Source organism: Candidatus Parakkermansia intestinigallinarum, assembly GCF_944389695.1.
In the GTDB taxonomy this organism is placed as follows: domain Bacteria; phylum Verrucomicrobiota; class Verrucomicrobiia; order Verrucomicrobiales; family Akkermansiaceae; genus Akkermansia; species Akkermansia intestinigallinarum.
The window spans coordinates 15,562-34,541 of sequence record NZ_CALXNG010000023.1; the positions used below are offsets into that span (position 1 = coordinate 15,562).

At 64.1% G+C, this 18,980-nt stretch carries 17 protein-coding genes and 1 tRNA gene; 11 read left to right on the forward strand and 7 right to left on the reverse strand.

Annotated elements, in window-relative coordinates:
• Nucleotides 1-67: 67 nt before the first annotated feature.
• The 4 genes from pyrG (at nucleotide 68) to AC6UAL_RS07260 (ending at nucleotide 5,055) form a co-directional block, all read left to right on the forward strand.
• The gene (gene pyrG / locus AC6UAL_RS07245) at nucleotides 68-1,681 is read left to right on the forward strand and encodes a CTP synthase (protein WP_500682709.1); all 1,614 of its coding nucleotides are present in this window, start codon (nucleotides 68-70) and stop codon (nucleotides 1,679-1,681) included.
• A gap of 210 nt (nucleotides 1,682-1,891) precedes the next feature.
• Nucleotides 1,892-3,520 carry a sodium:solute symporter gene (locus tag AC6UAL_RS07250; RefSeq protein ID WP_500682710.1) on the forward strand — a complete coding sequence of 543 codons (1,629 nt, stop codon included), beginning with the start codon at nucleotides 1,892-1,894 and terminating at the stop codon, nucleotides 3,518-3,520.
• Nucleotides 3,521-3,580: 60 nt separating this feature from the next.
• Nucleotides 3,581-4,084, forward strand: coding sequence for a hypothetical protein (locus tag AC6UAL_RS07255; RefSeq protein WP_500682711.1), 504 nt, complete (start codon nucleotides 3,581-3,583; stop codon nucleotides 4,082-4,084).
• A gap of 116 nt (nucleotides 4,085-4,200) precedes the next feature.
• Nucleotides 4,201-5,055: a hypothetical protein gene (locus AC6UAL_RS07260; protein WP_500682712.1), complete on the forward strand. Its 855-nt coding sequence runs from the start codon at nucleotides 4,201-4,203 to the stop codon at nucleotides 5,053-5,055.
• A gap of 277 nt (nucleotides 5,056-5,332) precedes the next feature.
• Here the strand turns inward: AC6UAL_RS07260 and AC6UAL_RS07265 are convergent, their stop codons facing one another.
• Nucleotides 5,333-5,521 (reverse strand): hypothetical protein, encoded by a 189-nt coding sequence (locus tag AC6UAL_RS07265; RefSeq protein WP_500682713.1) that lies wholly within the window; start codon nucleotides 5,519-5,521, stop codon nucleotides 5,333-5,335.
• A gap of 241 nt (nucleotides 5,522-5,762) precedes the next feature.
• On the opposite strand from AC6UAL_RS07265, the gene AC6UAL_RS07270 reads away from it, so the two are divergent.
• Nucleotides 5,763-7,607, forward strand: coding sequence for a phosphoenolpyruvate carboxykinase (GTP) (locus AC6UAL_RS07270; protein ID WP_500682714.1), 1,845 nt, complete (start codon nucleotides 5,763-5,765; stop codon nucleotides 7,605-7,607).
• Between the two features lie 263 nt (nucleotides 7,608-7,870).
• Here the strand turns inward: AC6UAL_RS07270 and AC6UAL_RS07275 are convergent, their stop codons facing one another.
• Nucleotides 7,871-8,977 (reverse strand): hypothetical protein, encoded by a 1,107-nt coding sequence (locus tag AC6UAL_RS07275; protein ID WP_500682715.1) that lies wholly within the window; start codon nucleotides 8,975-8,977, stop codon nucleotides 7,871-7,873.
• Nucleotides 8,978-9,041: 64 nt separating this feature from the next.
• On the opposite strand from AC6UAL_RS07275, the gene AC6UAL_RS07280 reads away from it, so the two are divergent.
• Nucleotides 9,042-9,926: an alpha/beta hydrolase gene (locus AC6UAL_RS07280; protein WP_500682716.1), complete on the forward strand. Its 885-nt coding sequence runs from the start codon at nucleotides 9,042-9,044 to the stop codon at nucleotides 9,924-9,926.
• Between the two features lie 275 nt (nucleotides 9,927-10,201).
• On the opposite strand, the gene rho is transcribed toward AC6UAL_RS07280, so the two are convergent.
• The 5 genes from rho to alr form a co-directional block, all read right to left on the reverse strand.
• Nucleotides 10,202-12,091, reverse strand: a complete 1,890-nt coding sequence (gene rho, locus AC6UAL_RS07285) for a transcription termination factor Rho (protein ID WP_500682717.1) — start codon at nucleotides 12,089-12,091, stop codon at nucleotides 10,202-10,204.
• 107 nt (nucleotides 12,092-12,198) lie between these two features.
• Nucleotides 12,199-12,789 (reverse strand): hypothetical protein, encoded by a 591-nt coding sequence (locus AC6UAL_RS07290; RefSeq protein ID WP_500682718.1) that lies wholly within the window; start codon nucleotides 12,787-12,789, stop codon nucleotides 12,199-12,201.
• A gap of 207 nt (nucleotides 12,790-12,996) precedes the next feature.
• A complete protein-coding gene (locus AC6UAL_RS07295) occupies nucleotides 12,997-13,428 on the reverse strand; it encodes a hypothetical protein (RefSeq protein WP_500682719.1) in 432 nt (143 codons plus the stop codon).
• A 262-nt stretch (nucleotides 13,429-13,690) separates the two neighbouring features.
• The gene (locus tag AC6UAL_RS07300) at nucleotides 13,691-14,533 is read right to left on the reverse strand and encodes an MBL fold metallo-hydrolase (RefSeq protein WP_500682720.1); all 843 of its coding nucleotides are present in this window, start codon (nucleotides 14,531-14,533) and stop codon (nucleotides 13,691-13,693) included.
• A 45-nt stretch (nucleotides 14,534-14,578) separates the two neighbouring features.
• A complete protein-coding gene (gene alr / locus AC6UAL_RS07305) occupies nucleotides 14,579-15,682 on the reverse strand; it encodes an alanine racemase (RefSeq protein ID WP_500682721.1) in 1,104 nt (367 codons plus the stop codon).
• Nucleotides 15,683-15,882: 200 nt separating this feature from the next.
• Between alr and AC6UAL_RS07310 the strand changes: the two genes are divergently transcribed.
• From AC6UAL_RS07310 to AC6UAL_RS07330, 5 genes are all read left to right on the forward strand, one after another.
• Nucleotides 15,883-16,377 carry a MarR family winged helix-turn-helix transcriptional regulator gene (locus AC6UAL_RS07310; protein ID WP_500682722.1) on the forward strand — a complete coding sequence of 165 codons (495 nt, stop codon included), beginning with the start codon at nucleotides 15,883-15,885 and terminating at the stop codon, nucleotides 16,375-16,377.
• A 150-nt stretch (nucleotides 16,378-16,527) separates the two neighbouring features.
• On the forward strand, nucleotides 16,528-16,983 hold the full coding sequence (locus AC6UAL_RS07315) for a YbjN domain-containing protein (RefSeq protein WP_500682723.1): 456 nt from the start codon (nucleotides 16,528-16,530) through the stop codon (nucleotides 16,981-16,983).
• A gap of 27 nt (nucleotides 16,984-17,010) precedes the next feature.
• Nucleotides 17,011-17,805 carry an enoyl-ACP reductase FabI gene (locus AC6UAL_RS07320; RefSeq protein WP_500682724.1) on the forward strand — a complete coding sequence of 265 codons (795 nt, stop codon included), beginning with the start codon at nucleotides 17,011-17,013 and terminating at the stop codon, nucleotides 17,803-17,805.
• A gap of 101 nt (nucleotides 17,806-17,906) precedes the next feature.
• Nucleotides 17,907-18,671: a phosphoribosylformimino-5-aminoimidazole carboxamide ribotide isomerase gene (gene hisA, locus AC6UAL_RS07325; protein ID WP_500682725.1), complete on the forward strand. Its 765-nt coding sequence runs from the start codon at nucleotides 17,907-17,909 to the stop codon at nucleotides 18,669-18,671.
• 99 nt (nucleotides 18,672-18,770) lie between these two features.
• Nucleotides 18,771-18,858: transfer RNA gene (locus AC6UAL_RS07330), tRNA-Ser, on the forward strand.
• Nucleotides 18,859-18,980: the final 122 nt, after the last annotated feature.

Here is an 18,980-nt window from a genome sequence, read left to right on the forward strand (position 1 = left end):
AGGCTGGACGCGCTGCCTGATTTCTGCTAGGCTGAGGGCAACGGAACATCATCCACACACCCGGAACATGAAGTACATTTTCGTCACAGGCGGCGTGGTGTCCTCGCTGGGCAAAGGCCTGGCAGCGGCATCGATCGGCACCCTTCTGGAGCACTGCGGTCTCGAGGTGACCATGCAGAAGTTCGACCCCTACCTGAACATTGACCCCGGCACGATGAGCCCCTACCAGCACGGTGAGGTGTATGTGCTCAACGACGGCGCCGAGACGGACCTCGACCTGGGGCACTACGAGCGCTTCGTGCACTGCCAGCTTTCGCGGCTCAACAATCTGACGAGCGGCAAGGTGTTCGAGCACGTGCTGGAGAAAGAGCGACGCGGTGATTACCTCGGCAAGACCGTGCAATACATCCCGCACGTCACCGATGAAATCAAGCAGCGCCTCTACGACCTCACCGAGGCGAACAAAGAGTGCGACGTCATCATTACCGAAATCGGCGGCACGGTGGGCGACATCGAGGGCTACCTCTTCTTGGAGGCCCTGCGCCAGTTCGCCCTCGAAGTCGGGCGCAACAACTGCTGCTTCATCCACGTCACCCTGCTGCCCTACATCAAGGCCGCGGGCGAGACCAAGACGAAGCCGACGCAGCAGAGCGTGGCTAAGCTGCGCGAGATCGGCATTCAGCCCGACATCATCGTCTGCCGCACGGAGATGGACAACCTCACCGAGGGCGAGAAGAAGAAGATCGGCATGTTCTGCAACGTTCCCCCGCGCAACGTCGTGGCCTTCTGCGACGTGAAGCACTCGATCTACGAATGCCCCATCGACCTCGGCCGCGACCGCGTCGATCGCATCGTCACCGAGGTGCTGGGCATCACGGTGCCGAAGCCCAAGATGGACGACTGGCAGAAGTTCGTCGGCCGCGTCATTCACCCCTCGCACAGCGTCCGCATCGCCGTGGTCGGCAAATACATCTCGCTGCAGGACGCCTACAAGTCCATCTACGAGAGCTTCACCCACGCCGGAGCGGCCAACGACTGCCGCGTCGAGATTCTGCGCGTCGATGCCGAGGCTCTTGAAAAGGGCGATTGCGACGAGATGCTCGGCGAGGTGCACGGCATCCTCGTGCCGGGCGGTTTCGGCGACCGCGGCATCGAGGGCAAGATTCGCGCCGCGCACTACGCCCGCGAAAAGGGCATCCCCTTCCTCGGCATTTGCCTGGGTATGCAGGTGGCCGTCATCGAGTTCGCCCGCAACGTGCTCGGGCTGGCCGGAGCCAACTCCACCGAGTTTGATCGCGAGACGCCGGCTCCCGTCATCTGCCTGCAGGAGGAGCAGAAGCACATCGAAAACATGGGCGCCACCATGCGCCTCGGCGCCTACCCCGCCCACATCGTGCCCGGCACCCTCTGCAGCCGCCTCTACGAGGGCAAAGAGACCATCTCCGAGCGCCACCGCCATCGCTACGAGTTCAACGCCGACTACCGCGAAGCCTGCGAGAAGGCCGGACTCGTCATCTCGGCGACCAACGACGAGCACGGGCTCGTCGAGGTCGTGGAGCTGCCCAGCCACCCCTTCTTCATCGCCTGCCAGTACCATCCCGAGTTCCAGAGCCGCCCGAACAGCCCGCATCCGCTCTTCAAGGGGCTGGTCGCTGCCGCCCTCGAGCACAAACAGGGCTGATGAAGCACAGCTTCCTGCCGGCGGCGCCCCTTGCGGCGCCGCCGGTTTTAGCGCTTTTGCCCGCCCGGCTCGCTTGAACCCTATGGCCCCTTTGCCCCGTCCGGCCCGCCCGGCTCCTTTGACCGCATGAGGCCTTCCCGTGCGGCCTTCCGGCGGGTGCAGGCACCCCGGCCTCCTCGGTGACTCTCCTCGCCGACTCCTCCCCTCTCCATGACTCTCGACCTCCTCATCATCTGCGCTTACTTCTGCGCCATCTTCTCCATCGGCCTCTACGTCGGGCGGCGCCAGAACTCATTGGAAAGCTACGCCCTGGGCAACAGAAGCATGCCTTGGTGGGCGATTCTCGCCTCCATCATCGCCGCAGAAATCAGCGCGGCCACCTTCCTCGGCACGCCGGGCGAAGGCTACGCCCTTCGCAACTTCACCTACGTGCAGCTGGGCATCGGCACCCTGCTGGGGCGCATCATCGTCGGCAAACTCTTCTTGCGGCCCTACTACCGGTACCGCGTCGTCTCCATCTACGAGTATCTCCAGAAGCGCTTCGGCGTCACCACCCGCCGCTGCGCCAGCGTCACCTTCCTGATCAGCCGCGTGCTGGCGAGCGGAACGCGCCTCTACATCGCGGGCATCCTGCTGGTGATCGCCTACGCCTTCATCACCGGGCAGGAGGGCGCGAGCGAGACCGAGACCATCATCATCTACTTCGTCGCGCTGACCCTCATCACCGTCGCCACGGCCATCTACACCACGCTCGGAGGGCTCAAGGCCGTGGTGTGGACGGACGTGCTTCAGGCGAGCATCCTCGTCATCGCCGTGCTGACGACCATCGTCTACCTGCTGCTGGGCATCAAGGGCGACGGCAGCTGGCTCGACGCCTGGCAGAGCATCTGCGCGAGCGTCGGCGACCGCTCGGCCGATCCCTGCAAGGTCGGCAACCTGCAACCGTGGAAGGTCTTCGACCTCGGCATCACCGGCCAAGGCTTTGTCGCCGACGTGAAAAACATCCTCGGCAGCGAATACACGCTCTGGACGGCCTTCCTCGGCTCCACCTTCCTGACCATGGCCACGCACGGCACCGATCAGGACATGGTGCAGCGCATGCTCGCGGCCAAGGATAGGCAGACCGGGACGCGCGCCGTGGTCGTGTCGGGCATCATGGACATCCCCATCGTCATCATCTTCCTCACCTGCGGCATCCTGCTCTACGCCTTCCATGCGAAGACCGGCTTCTTCCTGCCCGAGAAGAGCAGCGAAATCTTCCCCTACTTCATCGTGCACTACCTGCCGGCCGGCATCAGAGGGCTTCTGGTCGCCGCCCTGCTGGCAACGGCCATGGGTTCGCTGAGCACGGCCCTCAACGCACTGGCCACGACGGCCACGCGCGACTGGTACCGCGACGTCTTTCGCCCGAAGGCCACCGAGCAGCAGCAACTGCGCGCCGTGCGCCTGCTCACCGTGGCCTTCGCCCTGCTGCTCATCCTCGTGGGCTGCGCCACGGCCTGGTACTCGGTGAAAGACCCCTCGGTGCGCATCATCCCCATCGCCTTGGGCATCTTCGGCTACACCTACGGCTCGCTGCTCGGCGTCTTTCTGCTCGGCATGCTCACGAAGGGGCGGGGCAGCGACTTCGGCAACGTGTTGGCCATGCTCGCGGGCTTTGCGGTGGTGATTCTGCTGGAGGTCGGCAAACACGGCGGCTGGGTCACCGGCATCGCCTTCCCGTGGCGCGTCACCATCGGCACCTTGGTCACCTTCGCGGTCGGTTGCTGCTTCCGCAGCCCCGCATCCGCCGCTCCGCCGAGCTCTTCCGACGAGCTCGAGCACGAAAAAGTGAGCTGAGAACAAAAAAAATCGCTATTCGGGTGACACTTTGCGCTAATCTTGCGTTTTTAAAAATATATGACCAACAAATTTGCTTTCGCACTTGCCGGACTTTTTGCTCCGATGGTTTACGCCGCTGCACTGCCCCAGCCCGCTGAGCTGTTGGCAACCAACACCGTCGTTGCCGTCTACGAGAAGACCATTGACCGCCCCTGCATGCACCGCACCGCTCTCTGCCCGGATCGCTGCGACCACGCCAAAAAGCTGGCCGTCTTCCGCGTCGTGGAGAATGAGAACTATGAGCGTCTCGGCGAATACGGCGATGCCAAATCCGAGCCGGGCAGCACGATTTACGTCAACATGCTGGCCGACGAACCCGGGCAGGACGCCGCGGTGCGCCAACTCATCAGCGAGCTCAAACCCGGCGAGTCCGTCCGCCTCAAGGTCGACCACTATTACGTCAAAGAGCCGACCAACCAGTACCCCGTGCGTCCCGTCACCCTGATCGAGCGCGTCGAATCGACTCAGGATGCGGCCTCCTCGGGCGAGCTGCCGGTCTGGCTCATCGACGATAGGGACTGATCGGACGCTTCCCTCAGCCCCGCTGCGGACACCGTGCCGATGGCCTCTTGCGGCCCTCGGCGCGGTTTTCGCCCGTCGCCCCGACTCCCGCTCCGACTTCCGTCCCGACTCCCGCCATGTTCGCACGTCTCATCACGAGCGCTGCCGCTGCGCTTGCCGTCGGCTTGGCTCCGGCGGCCGATGAATCTCCGGCGGCCGATGAATCTCCGGCGGCCGATGAATCGCCGTCTGCCGACAAGCCGCGTATCATCAAGCTTCGCGAGACGGAGGACGCTTATGCGCAGGAGCCTCTGCCCGCGCTGCGGGCGGCGGAGGCATACGTCTGCCTCGGGGGCTTCGGGGACGAGGTCGGCGGCATTGTCGCGCACGAGGCCATGCGCTTGCGCCGTACAACGGGCGCTCCCGTGGCTTATTACCACTGGGACGGCGATGAGAAACTCGACCGAGAGGCCGGGCTGAGGCTCATCACCGACGACCTGCTGCGCTTCGCCAAGCTCAACCCTCAGGCGGATCTCATCATCATCGGCCACAGCATGGGCGGTTCATCGGGCTTGATGATTTGCCGCAAGCTGCTCGACGCCCGCCGCGCGAACGCAGACGGGCAGGGCGCTCCGCGCGGCCGCATTTGCCTCATCACGCTCGACCCCGTCGACGCGAGCGTGAGCAAGGAGCGCCCCGAGGGGCTGGATTGGTGGGGCAACGCGTATGTGGAGAACTCGCAGTCGATGCGCGACTTCATCCCGGAGATGGGAGGGCGCTGGCGGCACTGCGACGGCGCCGATCTCAACATTTGTTTTGACGGCCGCTCCTGCGATGAGTACGGCCGGGCCTACATTCACGACACCGCCGACGCTCAGCTCTACAGCCGCGGCTCGGCGAAGCATTCGCTCTGGGAGGCTCTGCGGGCCTTCCTCCGCCGCGGAAGCGCAGCCGACGGGCGAGAAAAAGGCGGAGCTGCCGAGCAGCCGTAAAGCTGCGGCTCAGGGCTGCGGCGCAGGACTGCACACGGCCGGATTGTACACGGCAGCAGAATGGCGCACGGCAGGATTGTGCGCCGAATGCGGCAGCGGCCGCAGGGGCTCGGCAGGCGAAGGCCGAGCGGCGCGAGCCCGGGCGCGACGGCAGCAGTCAGCGCAGCCGTGAGAGCAGGGCGGCGCAGCGGGCGGCGCGGTGCGCCGAGGTGAGAGCGCAGCGGCTCCGCGGGGCGGAATCGGGCAGCGAGGCTGCGGTGCCGCCTTCGCTGGGGCGTCAAAGGTAGCCGAGCAAGCCGAGCAGCCAGAGATCCAACCCGCCCAGAGCCAGCAGAAGCCACAGAATGACCGAGGCTCGCGAGACCATGTGGCGCGCGACGTTCTCGGGGTTTCCGCTCGCATTGATCACCTTGTTGCTCTGCTGCACGAAGATGATATCCTCGTTCGGTGGCATCTCCTCTACCATGACGCAAGCCATTGTATCACGCTGCCGCGGCATGTGCAAGTTTGTTGTGCGCGTGAGTGCGCCGCGGCTCTCGGCTCAAACCCGCTGAGCCGAGCGATTTTGTGAATGCCGCCGCATAACCCGGGCAGAAGCACCGCGCGAAGCCCGCGGCGGCGCCGCTGACAAAATCATTCGCGCGCGACGCAAAATGGAAGAATTTTGAGTTGCAAGTCGGCAAAAAACGTGCTAAGCTACGAGCACCATGAAAATCACTGGTACTACTCACAAGAAGGCTGCTGAGTGGGTGGAGCAAGTCCGCCAGCTCTGCAAACCCGATTCCGTCTACTGGTGCGACGGTTCCGAGGAAGAGAACACCCAGCTTTGTGACATGCTGGTTGAGAAGGGCACCTACATTCGCCTGAATCCCGAGAAGCGCCCCAACTGCTTCCTGGCTCGTTCCACTCCTTCCGATGTTGCCCGTGTGGAGGAGCGCACGTTCATCTGCTCCGAGAAGCAGGAGGACGCCGGCCCCACCAACAACTGGAAGGCTCCGGCCGAGATGAAGGCCATCCTCAACAAGTTCCTCGATGGCTGCATGAAGGGCCGTACCATGTACGTGATTCCTTTCTGCATGGGCCCGCTTGACTCCCCCCTTGCCAAGATCGGTATTGAGATCACCGACTCCGCTTACGTTGTGACCAACATGCGCATCATGACCATCATGGGCGAGAAGGTTCTCAAGCGTCTGGAGGAGGAGACTCAGGGCGGCGGCAACCCGAAGCGTGACGGCTACGGCGACTTCGTGCCCTGCCTGCACTCCGTCGGCGCTCCGCTCGAGCCCGGTCAGCAGGATGTCACTTGGCCCTGCAACAACGAGGAGAAGTACATCTGCCACTTCCCCGAGACCGGCGAGATCATCTCGTACGGCTCCGGTTACGGTGGTAACGCTCTGCTCGGCAAGAAGTGCCTCGCTCTGCGCATCGCTACGACGATCGCCCGCAACAACGGCTGGATGGCTGAGCACATGCTCATCCTCGGCATCACCGACCCGAACGGCCGCAAGTCCTACGTGACGGGCGCCTTCCCGTCCGCCTGCGGCAAGACGAACCTGGCCATGCTCGTTCCTCCGCCCGCCTTCCGCGAGAAGGGTTGGAAGACCAGCATCATCGGTGACGATATCGCTTGGATTTGGCCGCACGAAGACGGCACCTTCCACGCCATCAACCCCGAGAACGGCTACTTCGGTGTGGCTCCCGGCACGTCCTACAAGACGAACCCCATCGCCATGGACACGATCAAGGCCAACGTCATCTTCACGAACGTGGGTCTGACCGACGACGGCGACGTCTGGTGGGAGGGCATGGACGGCGAGCCGCCGGCACACGCCATCGACTGGCAGGGCAACGACTGGACGCCCGACTGCGGCCGCAAGTGCGCTCACCCCAATAGCCGCTTCACCGCTCCCGCCGCCCAGTGCCCGACGCTCGATCCGGAGTACTACAACCCCGAGGGTGTCTCGATCAGCGCCTTCCTCTTCGGCGGCCGTCGCGCCACCACGATGCCGCTCGTGTTCCAGTCCCGCGATTGGAAGCACGGTGTCTACGTGGGCGCCACGATGGGCTCCGAGATGACGGCTGCCGCCTTCGGCCAGATCGGCCAGGTGCGTCGCGACCCGATGGCCATGAAGCCCTTCATCGGCTACAACGTCGGCGACTACTGGAAGCACTGGCTTGAGATGGGCGAGAAGACCTGCTCCTGCAAGCTGCCCAAGATCTTCAACGTCAACTGGTTCCGCAAGGACAAGGACGGTCACTTCATCTGGCCGGGCTTCGGTGACAACATGCGCGTGCTCGACTGGGTGCTGCGCCGTTGCCACGGTGAGGTCGAGGGTCAGGAGACCGCTCTGGGTGTCTCGCCCAAGTATGACGAGCTGGATCTGACGGGTCTCGACTACACGGAGGCTCAGTTCGCCGACAACATGCACCTGTCCTCCTCCGAGTGGCAGGCTGAGCTTGAGTCTCAGACCGAGCTCTTCAACATGGTCGGTGACAAGCTGCCCGCCGAGCTCGAAGCTCAGCGTCAGGCCCTCATCGCCAAGTTCAACTAAAGAACCGAGCATCAAACGCCTTCATCGCCCGCTTGCTCTGCGCAAGCGGGCGATTTTGTTTGCCTGAGGCCCGCTCCGCCCACACGTCCGCACCACTATCGGTAAAGCCGTCACACCGCCGCCATCGGCAAAGCGGCCTCGGCTCTTTTGGTCTCGGCGACGGCCGAAGCTGCCCGAGCGCGGCGGCGGGAGACAAAAAACGTCGCCGCGACGGAGGGTCGCGGCGACGGGGAAGGGTGGCGGAAGCCTGTGTGCTTTTCGGCTCAGCGCGGCTGCGGGGCAGGGGGCGCAGGCGCAGCCGGGGCGGATTTTTGCGGCGCATCCTGCTGCGGCTTTTGCTTGAGCGGGACGGCGTGGAAGGGCTCGGGCTTCTCGCCCTTGAACTTCGGATTCATCGAAGCAATCTGCGTGTTGCTGATGGTGAAGGTGAAGCTGCCGCTCTTGGCCGTGTCACTGCCGTCGAGAATGTGATCATAGACGCACACGGGCGTGTTGCCGGGCGTTTCGGGCATGACGAAGAGGCCGATGGCCATGGCGGGGCGCTCCTTGCCGTCGAGGTCGCGGATCGTGTAGCTGATGGTGTTGGCACCGCGGCGCAACCCGCCGGAGATGACGTCCGCGCGGCGTTCATCGTAAAATTCGTGCATCGAAATGCCGTTGATCTTCAAGTCGATTTCTCGCCCGGGGCAGTCGACAAAGATTTTGCCGATGAGCTGCGGAGCGGGGCAGAGCGGCGGGGTGTCGGGAAGGGCGCGGTAGGGGTGAAAGCCGTCCTGCTCGAGCAGGACCTTCGTATCGCGGGCCAGAAGGCGCTTGCGAACCTCGGGAATGCGCGTCAGCGTGAAGAAACGCGTTTGATCCACCTTCCATCGGCCGTCCTCCTGCACCAGCAGAACGACGAAAGCCGCATCCTCCGGCTTGCCCTTCTCGCCCAGCTGCATCTTGCCGAAGTAAGTGGCTGCCAGCGTGCGCCCTTCGCAGGAGGCGACGGAACCCACGTAGGTGAAGTGATCGAGAGAGGGCATGTACTGCGCCTCGCGGAAGTAGTCCTGCGGGTACTGACCGCGCTGCGAGATGATGAGGTTTCTCACCTTGCGGATGCGCGAGCGCGTGGTGCAGTTCTCCCAAGCGACGAGGTTGCCTCCGTTGGAGTGGCTGACGCGCCACGTGTTGTAGGCGAGCTCGGCAATCTCGCGCGCCCTATCCTGGAGGGGGAGCCTCAGCGGCGATTCGGGCGCCGGGTTGTTGGCTGCATCGCGTTCGGCCATGTGTTTGCGCGTCGCCGCATCCAGAGCGTCATTGCCGACCTGCGCTTCGGCCGCGGCCGCTGCGACGCTCAGAGCCAGAAGAGAGTAAAAAAATGATTTCATGCCTGCATCCAGACTACAACATGCTTGCTTTTATGGCAAGAAAAATGCATACTGGGGGGGCAGTATGACGCCCTTTCTCCATCACCCGCGCACGGCCGGCGAAGCCCGTAACCGTCGCTGGCTTGATCGCTCCGCCTCCTTCGTGTGGAAGCAGTTTGCCGATGGCGTGGGTCTGCGCGTGTTTATGATTGCTCCGGCGGGGCACCGCCCCGAGTCCAAGGCTCCCGCCGTCATGTTTTTTCACGGCGGCATGTGGATGCTCGACTACGTGAGTGAGTTCAGCTCGTGGGCGCTGCATTTGGCCAGCCGCGGCATCGTCTGCTTTCTGCCCGAGTACCGCACGCATGCGCGCTTCGATGTGAAGGCTGATGAGATTGTACAGGACGGGCTCGACGCTTGGGTCTGGCTGCACCGCAATGCCGAGGCTCTCGGTGTGGACCCCGACTGCATCACGGTGGCTGGCTCTGATGCCGGCGGTCTCATGGCGCTCCACACGGCCATGCAGCCCGCCAAGCGCCGCTCCTGGTGGAAGTTTTTTGAGAAGCCCGTCCTGCCGCTGATGCCGGCGGCCGTGGCTATTTTTCGCGGCGTGGTCGATACGGAGGCCCGCGAGGCGCACCAGCTCAATGCCAAGGGCCTCTCGGGCAAGAGTGCCGTTTCCCTCAACCCCTGTGATTTGTTCCGCCCTCACCTGCCGCCGCTCTTCTGCGCCCACGGCTTTGAGGATCCCCTGCTTGACTGCGGGATGCGCGAGTGGTTCTGCGACGTGTGGCAGAAGCTGGGCAACAAGGCCGAGTTCGTCATCTGCCCCGGGGTTGATCATACGCTGACGAACTTTGAGGTGAACCCGACGGCCTTTGAGAAGATGCTGCTGGCCTGGGAGACCTTCATGGTCGAGCAGCAGCTCTGGCCTGCGTCGGCCGCTGAGCCCACGGCTCTGATGGAGTGAGGGAAGCCGGGGCGCCGCGAGCGCGCCGTCGGGCTTTGTGCACGGGCGTGGCGGCGGCGACCCGCCGTCTCGAAAGGGCGCGTGTTGCGCGAGCGTAGCTGCGAATGCGGGCGGAGCCGCAGAGGTGCGTGCAACCCGCGAACGCGGGCGGAGCCCTGAAGGTGAGCGCAACCCGTGAATGCGGGCGGAGCCGCGGAGGTGCGTGCACCCCGTGAAGGTGAGTTGCAGACTCAGGCGGCGCGCGGCGGAGAGGGAGAACGCATGCCTCAGGGGCCTCAGCGCAGCCCGCGCAGCAGCAGCTCGGCGTTGTTCTGCGTGGCGGCGATGTTGCGCTGCAGCATCTCCAGCCCCTCCCAGCCCGGAACCGAGGCCAGCTGGCGGCGCAGCTGCAGCACGCGCACCAGCTCGTCGGGATGGTAGAGGCGGTCGTCGTTGCGCGTGCCGCTCTGCGGAATCGAAATAGCGGGGTAGATGCGGCGCTCGGCCAGCTCGCGATCGAGCCGAATCTCCATATTGCCCGTGCCCTTGAACTCTTCGAAGATAATTTCGTCCATTCGCGACTCCGTGTCCACCAGGCAAGTGGCAATGATGGTCAGGCTGCCCCCTTCTTCAACATTGCGCGCGGCGCCGAAGAACTTGCGCGGTTTTTCCAGCGCGTTGGAGCCGAGGCCGCCCGACATCGTTCGGCCGCCGATTTGGTTGGCGTTGTAGCCTCGCGCAAGGCGGGTGAGCGAATCGAGCATGATGACGACGTTGCGGCCCTGCTCAACGAGGCGTCGGGCGCGCTCCAGCACCAGATCGCTCAGCTGCGCGTGGCGCTTCGAGGGCTCGTCAAAGGTCGAGGCATAGACGGGCGCATCGACCGTCTCCTCAAAGTCGGTCACCTCCTCGGGGCGCTCGTCGAGCAGCAGAATCAGCAGGTCGAGATCGGGATAGTTGGCGCGCAGCGAGCTTGCGATCGTCTTGAGCAGCACCGTTTTGCCGCCGCGCGGCGGGGCGACGATGAGGGCGCGCTGCCCCAGCCCCAGCGGTGTGATGAGGTCGAGCACGCGCATCGAGGCGGCCTTGTTGACGTTGTTCTCGAGAATCAGGCGCTCGCGGGGGATGAGGGGCGTCAGGCGGTCGAAGTCCTTCGGCGCCGTGTACTGCTCGGCCGGCTTGCCCTCAATACTCAGCAGCGCATCGACCACCAAGCGCCCGTTCTCTCGCGACTGCCGAGGCAGGCGCAGCTTGGCCGTGACGGCCTGGCCGGGTCGCAGACCGTGGTTGCGCACCAGATCGTGGGGCAGCAGCGGGTCGTCCTTGCAGGGGCGGAAGCTGCGCGCGGCATCGCGCAGGCTGACGGAGCCGTCGGGCAGAAATTCGAGCACGCCGGCGGCCTGCACCTGAGCCCCTGCGCCGAGGTGGAAGCGCATCAGCTCATAGATCAGCTCGGCGCGGGGCAGGCCGACGGCGTTGCGCAGCTCGGCCGCGCTCGCCATCGCGATGAGCTCGTTGAGCGGCAGTTGTCGCAGCTCATTGAGGTTGAATATCATCGAGCGAGCCTGCAGAGCCTTGGCCTCGGGAGCCAACCATGTGTTGTAGAAAACCTGAATTTGCGACGAAAGGCGAACGCGCGCACCCTCGTTCCAAAAGACCACGTCGGCGCGGCGGATTTTCTCGTCCGTGGGCATCTGCGCCGCCATCAGGCGGTCGGCCTCCTGCTGCGAAAAATCGTTGCGGCGCATCAGGCGCAGCCGTTGCACCGCCTCACTGCAGGCCACCAGACAGACCATATCGGCCTCGAACACCGATTCGGATTCAAAGTAGAGCGGCGCATCGAGGATGAAGGTGTGCACGTCACCGCGCTCGCGAGCGGCGGCAACGGCATCCGCGTAGGCTGCGGCGAGGCGCGGGTGCACGACGCGGCCGAGGGCGGCGCGCTTTTCGGCATCCGTCTCGACGAGTTGACGCAGAGCCTCGGCGCTGATTTGCCCCTGAGCGTCGAGAATGCCTTCCCCGAGCGCGGCGATGAGCTCTTGCGTCAGCGCACCGCTTTCGCGCAGTTTTTTGGCTTCGGCGTCGCAGTCAAAGATCTCCACGCCCTTGCCGCCCATTTCGCTGAGCATGCGAACTGCCGTGGTTTTGCCGGAGGCGATGCCGCCTGTTACAACGATGACCTTCATCGCGAGCGATGGTAGCATAGATGAGAGCCTTTTTCAAGGCCAAAGCAGCCCGCGCCTGCCGAATCGCAGACGCGGGCGCGCGGAGGGGGAGCTGCGGCGCGATGGCCTCAATTCATTTCGCCGAGCACCTGCCGCAGCAGCTCGGAGCCGTAGAAGCGGGCCGCCGTCACGCGGAACACCTCCTGCATGTAGTTGCGGAACGATGCGGTCGCCGCGCCGGAACCGCGCAGCGTTTGCATGGCCTGCGGCAGAGAGGCTCCGGAAAGCCGGTTGAGGCCGAGTCCCCGTGCGCAGGCCTCGAGCTCAAGCGCGGCGGCATCGGCCGAGGCGGTATCGCGAACCGAACGGAGAATGTCCGTCATCTCGTCGAGCCCTTCCGCCAAAGCCTCATCCTGAGGATTCGGGGCGGGCTTGGGGCTCGCCGCTCCGGCGGCGGCTTGGGCAGCATCTGCGGCCGTCGGCGGTGCGGGTGTGGCGGGCGACGGCACAGCGGAATCAGCAGCCCCCGCAGAAGTCGGTGCGCCGGGCGCGGAGGGTGCGGAGGGCGTCGGCGTCTGAGCGGCGGGGGGCTCTTCCGCTTCGGTCCAATCGGGCGGCGGGGGCGGCAGTTTGGGGGCGCGGCGCCCGGGCAGGGTGATGTCGGCGGCCAGCGGAAGGCTGACCAGCGAGGCGGCGATGATGATGAGTGGGGTTTTCATGGTGGCGATGCAGAGCAAAATGTTTGAGAAGGTGGGGAGGCGAATAGTCCTCTGCCCATTTCGTGATGATAGCCCCGGCGGGCGGCTCTGTCAAACCGGAAAAACGCCATGCCGCATCAGAAAATGGCGCGTTGGCGTGCAGCGCAACAAAAAGCGGCTCCGGCAACTGCCGGAGCCGCTTTGCTTGAGAAGTCTTGGCGGGAGATGTCACATGGCGGAGTCTTCCTGCAGGCTCATGAAAACCTCCAGAAGAGCCTCGGACTCGTAGCCGTTGTTGATGGCAACGTTGGCGATGGACTGCATGAAACGCGTAAGCGGAGCCTTGAGCTTCTCGGAGGCAAGACCCTGAATCTCGAGCTGAGCATTGGGGTTTTTGGCCGTGATCTCGGTGACCTTGGTCTTGATCGTTTTGAGCTGCTCAAAGAGCTCGGCGAGCTTCGGAGCGGCGGCATCGGCGGAGGCCTTGTCCTTGATGGAGTCAAGCCGGTCGGAGATTTGGTTCATGCAAGCAGCCATCTCGTCCACGAAGGGAACGAGAGCCTGAGCTTCGGCGGAAAGCTCGGCGGGAGCAGCGGGTGCAGCAGCCTGAGCAAAAGCGCAGGAGGCCGCCAGAACGGTGGTCAACAGGAACGTTTTCATTTTGATAGGGATTTTTATGCGGTACTGAAGAGTACCGCGTGCCCTCAGTATAGCGAAATCAAGGAGGCAGGTCAAATCGGAAATATATCCATTTTCTCGCAGCCCGGCTTTTGTCTGCCGGAGCACGCAGGCTGCGACTCCCCCTGTTTCGCGAGGTGTCAACTTCCCGTGCCGAGAGGGGATTTGGGTTGCCGCAGCCGGGCAAAAAGCTCAGGACGGCTCTCGCGGACTCTTCAGCGCGAGGCGGAGGCGCGAAGGAGCTTCAGAGGCTGAGGCTTTCGCCGTCTGTCGGCACGAAGATCGGGCCGGTAAAGTGTTCGGCGGCTTCCTGCGCGTAGCGCTCGCGGCGGTGGGCGAGATCGCTGTCTTCCGTGTGGTAGAGCAGCAGATTTTTCACCCCGAGCCCGGCGGCGAGGCGTCCGGCATCGAGCGCCGTGCTGTGGTGTTTTTCGTAGGGGCGGAAGCGTTCGCGGTCGGCGTAGCAGCAGAAGGCTTCGCAGAGCAGCCAGTCGGCACCCTCGACGAGCGGGCGCGTCTTTTCGGCAAAGGGTTCATCGCCGAGGCAGACGAGAACCCGCTCGTCGGGCAAGGCGAGGCGAAAACCGAACTGTTTCGCCTTGGTTGAGCCGATGTCAAAGGCCCGCGCGCGGAGCCCGGCCGCTTCAAAGGCGTCCCCGTCCGCGAGCGGGCAGAAGACGATGGCCTCGCCGAAGCGCTTGCAGACTTTGCCCGGCAGCGTCAGGCGGCAGATGGCTTCGAGCGCGCTGAGCCCCTCGGCATGTCCCCAAACGCGCAGGGGCTCACGCTGCTGCCCGCTGTTGACGGCTTGCGCGACCATGCGCAGTACCCAGACCACGCCGAAGATGTGGTCGGTGTGCGTGTGGGTCAGAAAGATGTCGCTGATGTCGCGCAGCGCGATGCCGGCGGCGTCGAGTCGGGGGAGAATGCCGTTGCCGCCGCCGCCGTCTACCAGCAGGGTTTGCGTGCCGCAGCGCAGGGCAAAGCAAGTGTTGTAGCAGCGCGTCGCGCCGGCGTTGCCGGTGCCGAGCATGGTCAGAAGCACGGCGTCTTTCGCGTCGGCTGCGGCAGAGTTGCAGTCTTTCATCGGTGAGGGGAGCAGGGGGGGGCGGTTGTCAGCGGCGGAGGCGGGTCAGCGGTAGATGCGGGGCAGGCGCGGGCCGAGGCCGGTGAAGATTTCCCAGACAATGGTGCCGGCGCGCTGAGCCACTTCCGTGACGGGAATGTGTTCGCCGATGAGCTCGACTTCATCGCCCGGTGCGACAAAGGGCAGCTCGGACACGTCGGCCATGATCTGGTCCATCGTCACGCGCCCCAGCATCGGGCAGTAGTGGCCGTTGATGAAGAGGCGCGTGCCGCGCCCCCCCAAACGGCGGCTCCACCCGTCGGCATAGCCGATGCCGATGGTGGCCACCTTCGTCGGCTTTGAGGTTATGAACTCGCGGCCGTAGGAGACGCCGTGCCCCGCCGGCAGCTCGCGCACCAGCGTCACCCGCGAGAGAAGACTGAGCGTCGGGCGCAGCAGGTTGTCGTAGATGGAGGCCATCGGCGCCACGCCGTAGAGCAGCAGCCCGGGGCGAGCCAGATTGGCCTCGGGCACCTCGTAGCCCAGCTCGCCCGCGCTGGCGGCGATGTGGCGGTAGCGCAGGCGGAAGTGGCGACTGAGCTCGGCAATGCAGTCGCGGAAGATGCCGATTTCCGCCTGCGTGAACGGTACGTCCTCGTCGGCGACGGGGAAGTGGGACATCACACCGTCCACGACCAAGCGGCGCATGGCCTTGAGCGGCTCGATCACCGAGCCGAGCTGCTCGGGCAGAAAGCCCTCTCGGCCCATGCCCGTGTCCGTCGCCACGTGCACCAGAAAAGTCTTGTCATAGAGCTCGGCGAGGCTGTTGAACTGCTGCGCCTCGTCGAGCGATGAGATGGTGCATCCCCAGCCGTTGAGTACGATTTCTTCGCGCTCGTCGGGCAGCGTCGGCCCCAGAATAAAGGGTTTGGTGCGGATGCCCGCCAGACTGAGGCGCCGAGCCTCCCCGGCATTGGCTACGCCGAAAAAGGTGATGCCGTCGGTGTCGAGCCGGCGCGCCACCGGCTCCAGACCGTGCCCGTAAGCACCCGCTTTCACCACGGGCATGAGCTCCGTGCCGGGCAGTGCCTGCCTAGCGACATCGAGATTGTGCGCGATGGCTTCGGGGCGGACTTCAACCCAGGCGCGCGGCGGACTCTGATGATGCATGCGCCTACTCTACCACCGCGCACGGCATTTGGCAAGCCGCAGCCGCGCCTAATCTTCGGGCTCTCTCTTCGGGCTCTCCGCCGCCGCCCCTCCCGCTGCCCCTGCCGTTTCCGCGGATGAGGCGGCGAAGAAAAGCGAGGTCTTTGCGGCTGAGCTTTGAATGAACTGGACTTTTGAGCGAGGCACTGTATGATGACGGTATGGACGCCCCGTCACCCCACGCTCCGCACGTCTCGTTCCAGAAGCTGCTCCACGTGCTGGATGACCTCAGACGCCGGAGTATCAAGCTCGCCGATTCTCCCGACGTCAAGAAAGTCAACGGCCTGACGGTGCGCCAAGGGGCAGCCCTCTCGCAGGTGCGCCTGCTGACGGAGGAGAATCCGCAGGGCATATCCCTCAAGAGCTTGGCGGCAAGCCTGCAGATGACGGTGCCCGCGACTTCTCTGCTGGTCGAGGCGATGGTTTCCAAAGGCTTTTTTGAGCGCAGCACGAATCCGACGGATCGCCGAGCTGTTTGCATTCGTCTCTCGGCCAAGGGGCATGAGCTCTTTGAGAGTGTCTACTCGCATTTTTACCGAGCGGTGGATCGGTTGGCGCTGCATCTCGAAGAAGACGAGCTCCGAGTCCTCGACACCGTAGCCGAGAAGTTGCGCCTTGCGCACGCCGGCTCGGCTCGCGGCCTTTGTTTGCATTGAGACGATGCCGGCCGCCGTCCGACCGAGACGGGAGAAGCCGGGCGGCATCACTTTCCCCTCACATTTTCTTGACGCAACCGCTTCGGGGGTGTAATATCGTGTCCGTAGAGAGGCAGCCTTCATCAAGAAGCTGCTCAACAGGACTTCCATATGCCGAAACAACCGAATCTTCTGGCGCGTGTACGCCAGCACCTCATCCGCAGAGGAGAGGAGTACGAGTGGATCACCATGGGGCCGCAGGCCGACAAGGTGGGGCTGGCCTACCTGCCCATCGACGTCACGGGGCTGCCTTGCACCTTTATGTTCACCGAGCTGCATGAGCCCTGCAGCCTTGTCTTCGACGCTCATTTTGCGCTGCGCATCGCTCGCGAGGATCTTCAGGAACTCAGCATGCTGCTGCTGACGCTCAACGCCAATCTCCCCGAGGGGCAGCTCTTGCTGGATATGGAGGGCGGCTTCGTCTATTACCGCCTCAAGTTCGTGGTCGATGACTACAACATCTCGGACGAAGAGGTTGATCGCCGCATCGCCCACATGGAGCAGATGGGCATTGCGATGTCCGTCACTTACTCGCGCATCATCTCGCAGGAGTTCCCCTGCCGCTAATTTCACATTCAAACCATTACAGAACTTATGTCACTTGCAAAACCATTGGAAGGTAAGGTGGGCGTCGTCACCGGTGTCGCCAACAAGCGCAGTATCGCATTCGGCATCGCCAAGGCGTGGCACGAGGCCGGCGCTAAGCTCATTTTCAACTACCAGGGTGAGCGCCTCAAGGACGGCGTCATCAAGCTGGTGAAGGAGACCTTCGGTGAGGATACGCCCGTGTGCGAGCTCGATGTGTCGAGCGATGAGTCCATCGCCAATTTCTTCTCCTTCGTGGCGGCTCAGACCGACCATGTCGACATGCTGCTGCACGCCATCGCCTTTGCGCCGAAGGCTCCGGGTGCGCTGGAAGGGCACTTCTCCGACATCCCGCGCGATGCCTTCAACCTCTCGCTGCAGATCTCGGCCTACTCTCTGATCGCGCTGAGCCGTGCCGTGGCTCCGCTCATGGTCAACGGCGGCTCCATCACGGCGCTGACCTACTACGCCAGCCAGAAGGTCGTGCCGAATTACAACCTCATGGCCGTTTCGAAGAGCGCTCTCGAGACCTGCGCCAAGTATCTCGCCTTCGACCTCGGTCGCCGCGAGAAGCCGATTCGCGTCAACTGCATTTCGGCCGGTCCGGTGCAGACGCTTGCCGCGCGCGGCGTCTCGGGCTTCACCGGCATGTTCAAGGTCTATGAGGAGCGCAGCCCGCTTCAGCGTTCCTGCACCTTGGAGGAGCTCGGCGCTACGGCGACGTATCTCGCCAGCGACGGCGCAGCCAGCGTGACGGGGCAGGTGCTCTACGTCGACGGCGGCTACGAAATCGTCGGCATGTAAGCCGCCGAGGCTGACTCTCTTGTTCGTGATTCCCCCCGCGCCGTCGATCGGCGCGGGGGGTTTTGTCTTGCCATGAGGCGGGCAGCCCGTATAATGGGGGCATGACCCATTTTCGCCCCTGCATCGACCTCCACAACGGTTGCGTCAAACAAATCGTCGGCAGCAGCCTCACCGATGACGGCGCGGGCTTGCACACCAACTTCGTGTCGACTCACGGCGCCGAGTGGTTTGCCGCACGCTACCGGGAGGACGGTCTGAGGGGCGGACACATCATCAAACTCGGCCCCGGCAACGACGAAGCCGCACTGGCTGCCCTGGCCGCCTACCCCGGCGGCATGCAGATCGGCGGCGGCATCACGCCGGAAAATGCCGAGCGCTGGATAGCCGCGGGAGCCTCGCACGTCATCGTCACCAGCGTGCTCTTCGACGCACAGGGTCGCTTCAAGCGCGAAGCTCTGGCCGCACTGGTCGAGCGCGTCGGGCGCGAGCACCTCGTGCTGGATCTGAGCTGCCGCCGCTGCGGCTCGGGCTGGGTGGTCGCCATGAACCGCTGGCAGACGCTGACCGAACTCGACGTGACACCCGCCACGCTGGATGCCTTGACCTCATCCTGCGCCGAATTCCTCATCCATGCGGCCGACGTCGAGGGCAAGTGCCGGGGCATTGACCGCGAGCTCGTCGCGATGCTCGGCAGCTGGCGCGGCTGCCCGATGACCTACGCCGGAGGCATCGCACAACCGGGAGACTTCGAGCTCATTGAGCAACTCAGCGGCGGAACCCTCGACGCCACCGTCGGCAGTGCGCTCGACCTCTTCGGCGGCAGCGGACTGCGCTATGCCGACCTCGTCCGGCGTCGCCTGAGCTGAGGGCGAAATCGGAAAAGTGAGCTATTCGACAAAATAAAGCTTGCATTGTCGGGCTCCTCTCGATATAATCGCCGCGCACTCCTGATCGGAGTCCCGAAAGGGCAGGTGTCAGAGTGGTCGAATGAGCACGATTGGAAATCGTGTGTACGTCAAAAGCGTACCGAGGGTTCGAATCCCTCCCTGTCCGCTCGCATGACCGCAGCCGTCTGATGTTCAGACGGCTGCGGTTTTTCTTGGGTCAAGCGCAAAGTGTGTGGAAACCGCATATCAGACCACCGAGTGAGCCACCGCTGCACTCCACGAGCACGC

Coding starts and splice junctions, on each gene's coding strand:
- pyrG (WP_500682709.1), top strand. CDS start 68: ATGAAGTACATTTTCGTCACAGGCGGCGTGGTGTCCTCGCTGGGCAAA.
- rho (WP_500682717.1), bottom strand. CDS start 12,091: ATGAAGGTCATCGTTGTAACAGGCGGCATCGCCTCCGGCAAAACCACG.
- AC6UAL_RS07280 (WP_500682716.1), top strand. CDS start 9,042: ATGACGCCCTTTCTCCATCACCCGCGCACGGCCGGCGAAGCCCGTAAC.
- AC6UAL_RS07315 (WP_500682723.1), top strand. CDS start 16,528: ATGCCGAAACAACCGAATCTTCTGGCGCGTGTACGCCAGCACCTCATC.
- AC6UAL_RS07300 (WP_500682720.1), bottom strand. CDS start 14,533: ATGAAAGACTGCAACTCTGCCGCAGCCGACGCGAAAGACGCCGTGCTT.
- AC6UAL_RS07255 (WP_500682711.1), top strand. CDS start 3,581: ATGACCAACAAATTTGCTTTCGCACTTGCCGGACTTTTTGCTCCGATG.
- AC6UAL_RS07265 (WP_500682713.1), bottom strand. CDS start 5,521: ATGGTAGAGGAGATGCCACCGAACGAGGATATCATCTTCGTGCAGCAG.
- AC6UAL_RS07275 (WP_500682715.1), bottom strand. CDS start 8,977: ATGAAATCATTTTTTTACTCTCTTCTGGCTCTGAGCGTCGCAGCGGCC.
- AC6UAL_RS07295 (WP_500682719.1), bottom strand. CDS start 13,428: ATGAAAACGTTCCTGTTGACCACCGTTCTGGCGGCCTCCTGCGCTTTT.
- alr (WP_500682721.1), bottom strand. CDS start 15,682: ATGCATCATCAGAGTCCGCCGCGCGCCTGGGTTGAAGTCCGCCCCGAA.
- AC6UAL_RS07290 (WP_500682718.1), bottom strand. CDS start 12,789: ATGAAAACCCCACTCATCATCATCGCCGCCTCGCTGGTCAGCCTTCCG.
- AC6UAL_RS07320 (WP_500682724.1), top strand. CDS start 17,011: ATGTCACTTGCAAAACCATTGGAAGGTAAGGTGGGCGTCGTCACCGGT.
- AC6UAL_RS07260 (WP_500682712.1), top strand. CDS start 4,201: ATGTTCGCACGTCTCATCACGAGCGCTGCCGCTGCGCTTGCCGTCGGC.
- AC6UAL_RS07250 (WP_500682710.1), top strand. CDS start 1,892: ATGACTCTCGACCTCCTCATCATCTGCGCTTACTTCTGCGCCATCTTC.
- AC6UAL_RS07310 (WP_500682722.1), top strand. CDS start 15,883: ATGGACGCCCCGTCACCCCACGCTCCGCACGTCTCGTTCCAGAAGCTG.
- AC6UAL_RS07270 (WP_500682714.1), top strand. CDS start 5,763: ATGAAAATCACTGGTACTACTCACAAGAAGGCTGCTGAGTGGGTGGAG.
- hisA (WP_500682725.1), top strand. CDS start 17,907: ATGACCCATTTTCGCCCCTGCATCGACCTCCACAACGGTTGCGTCAAA.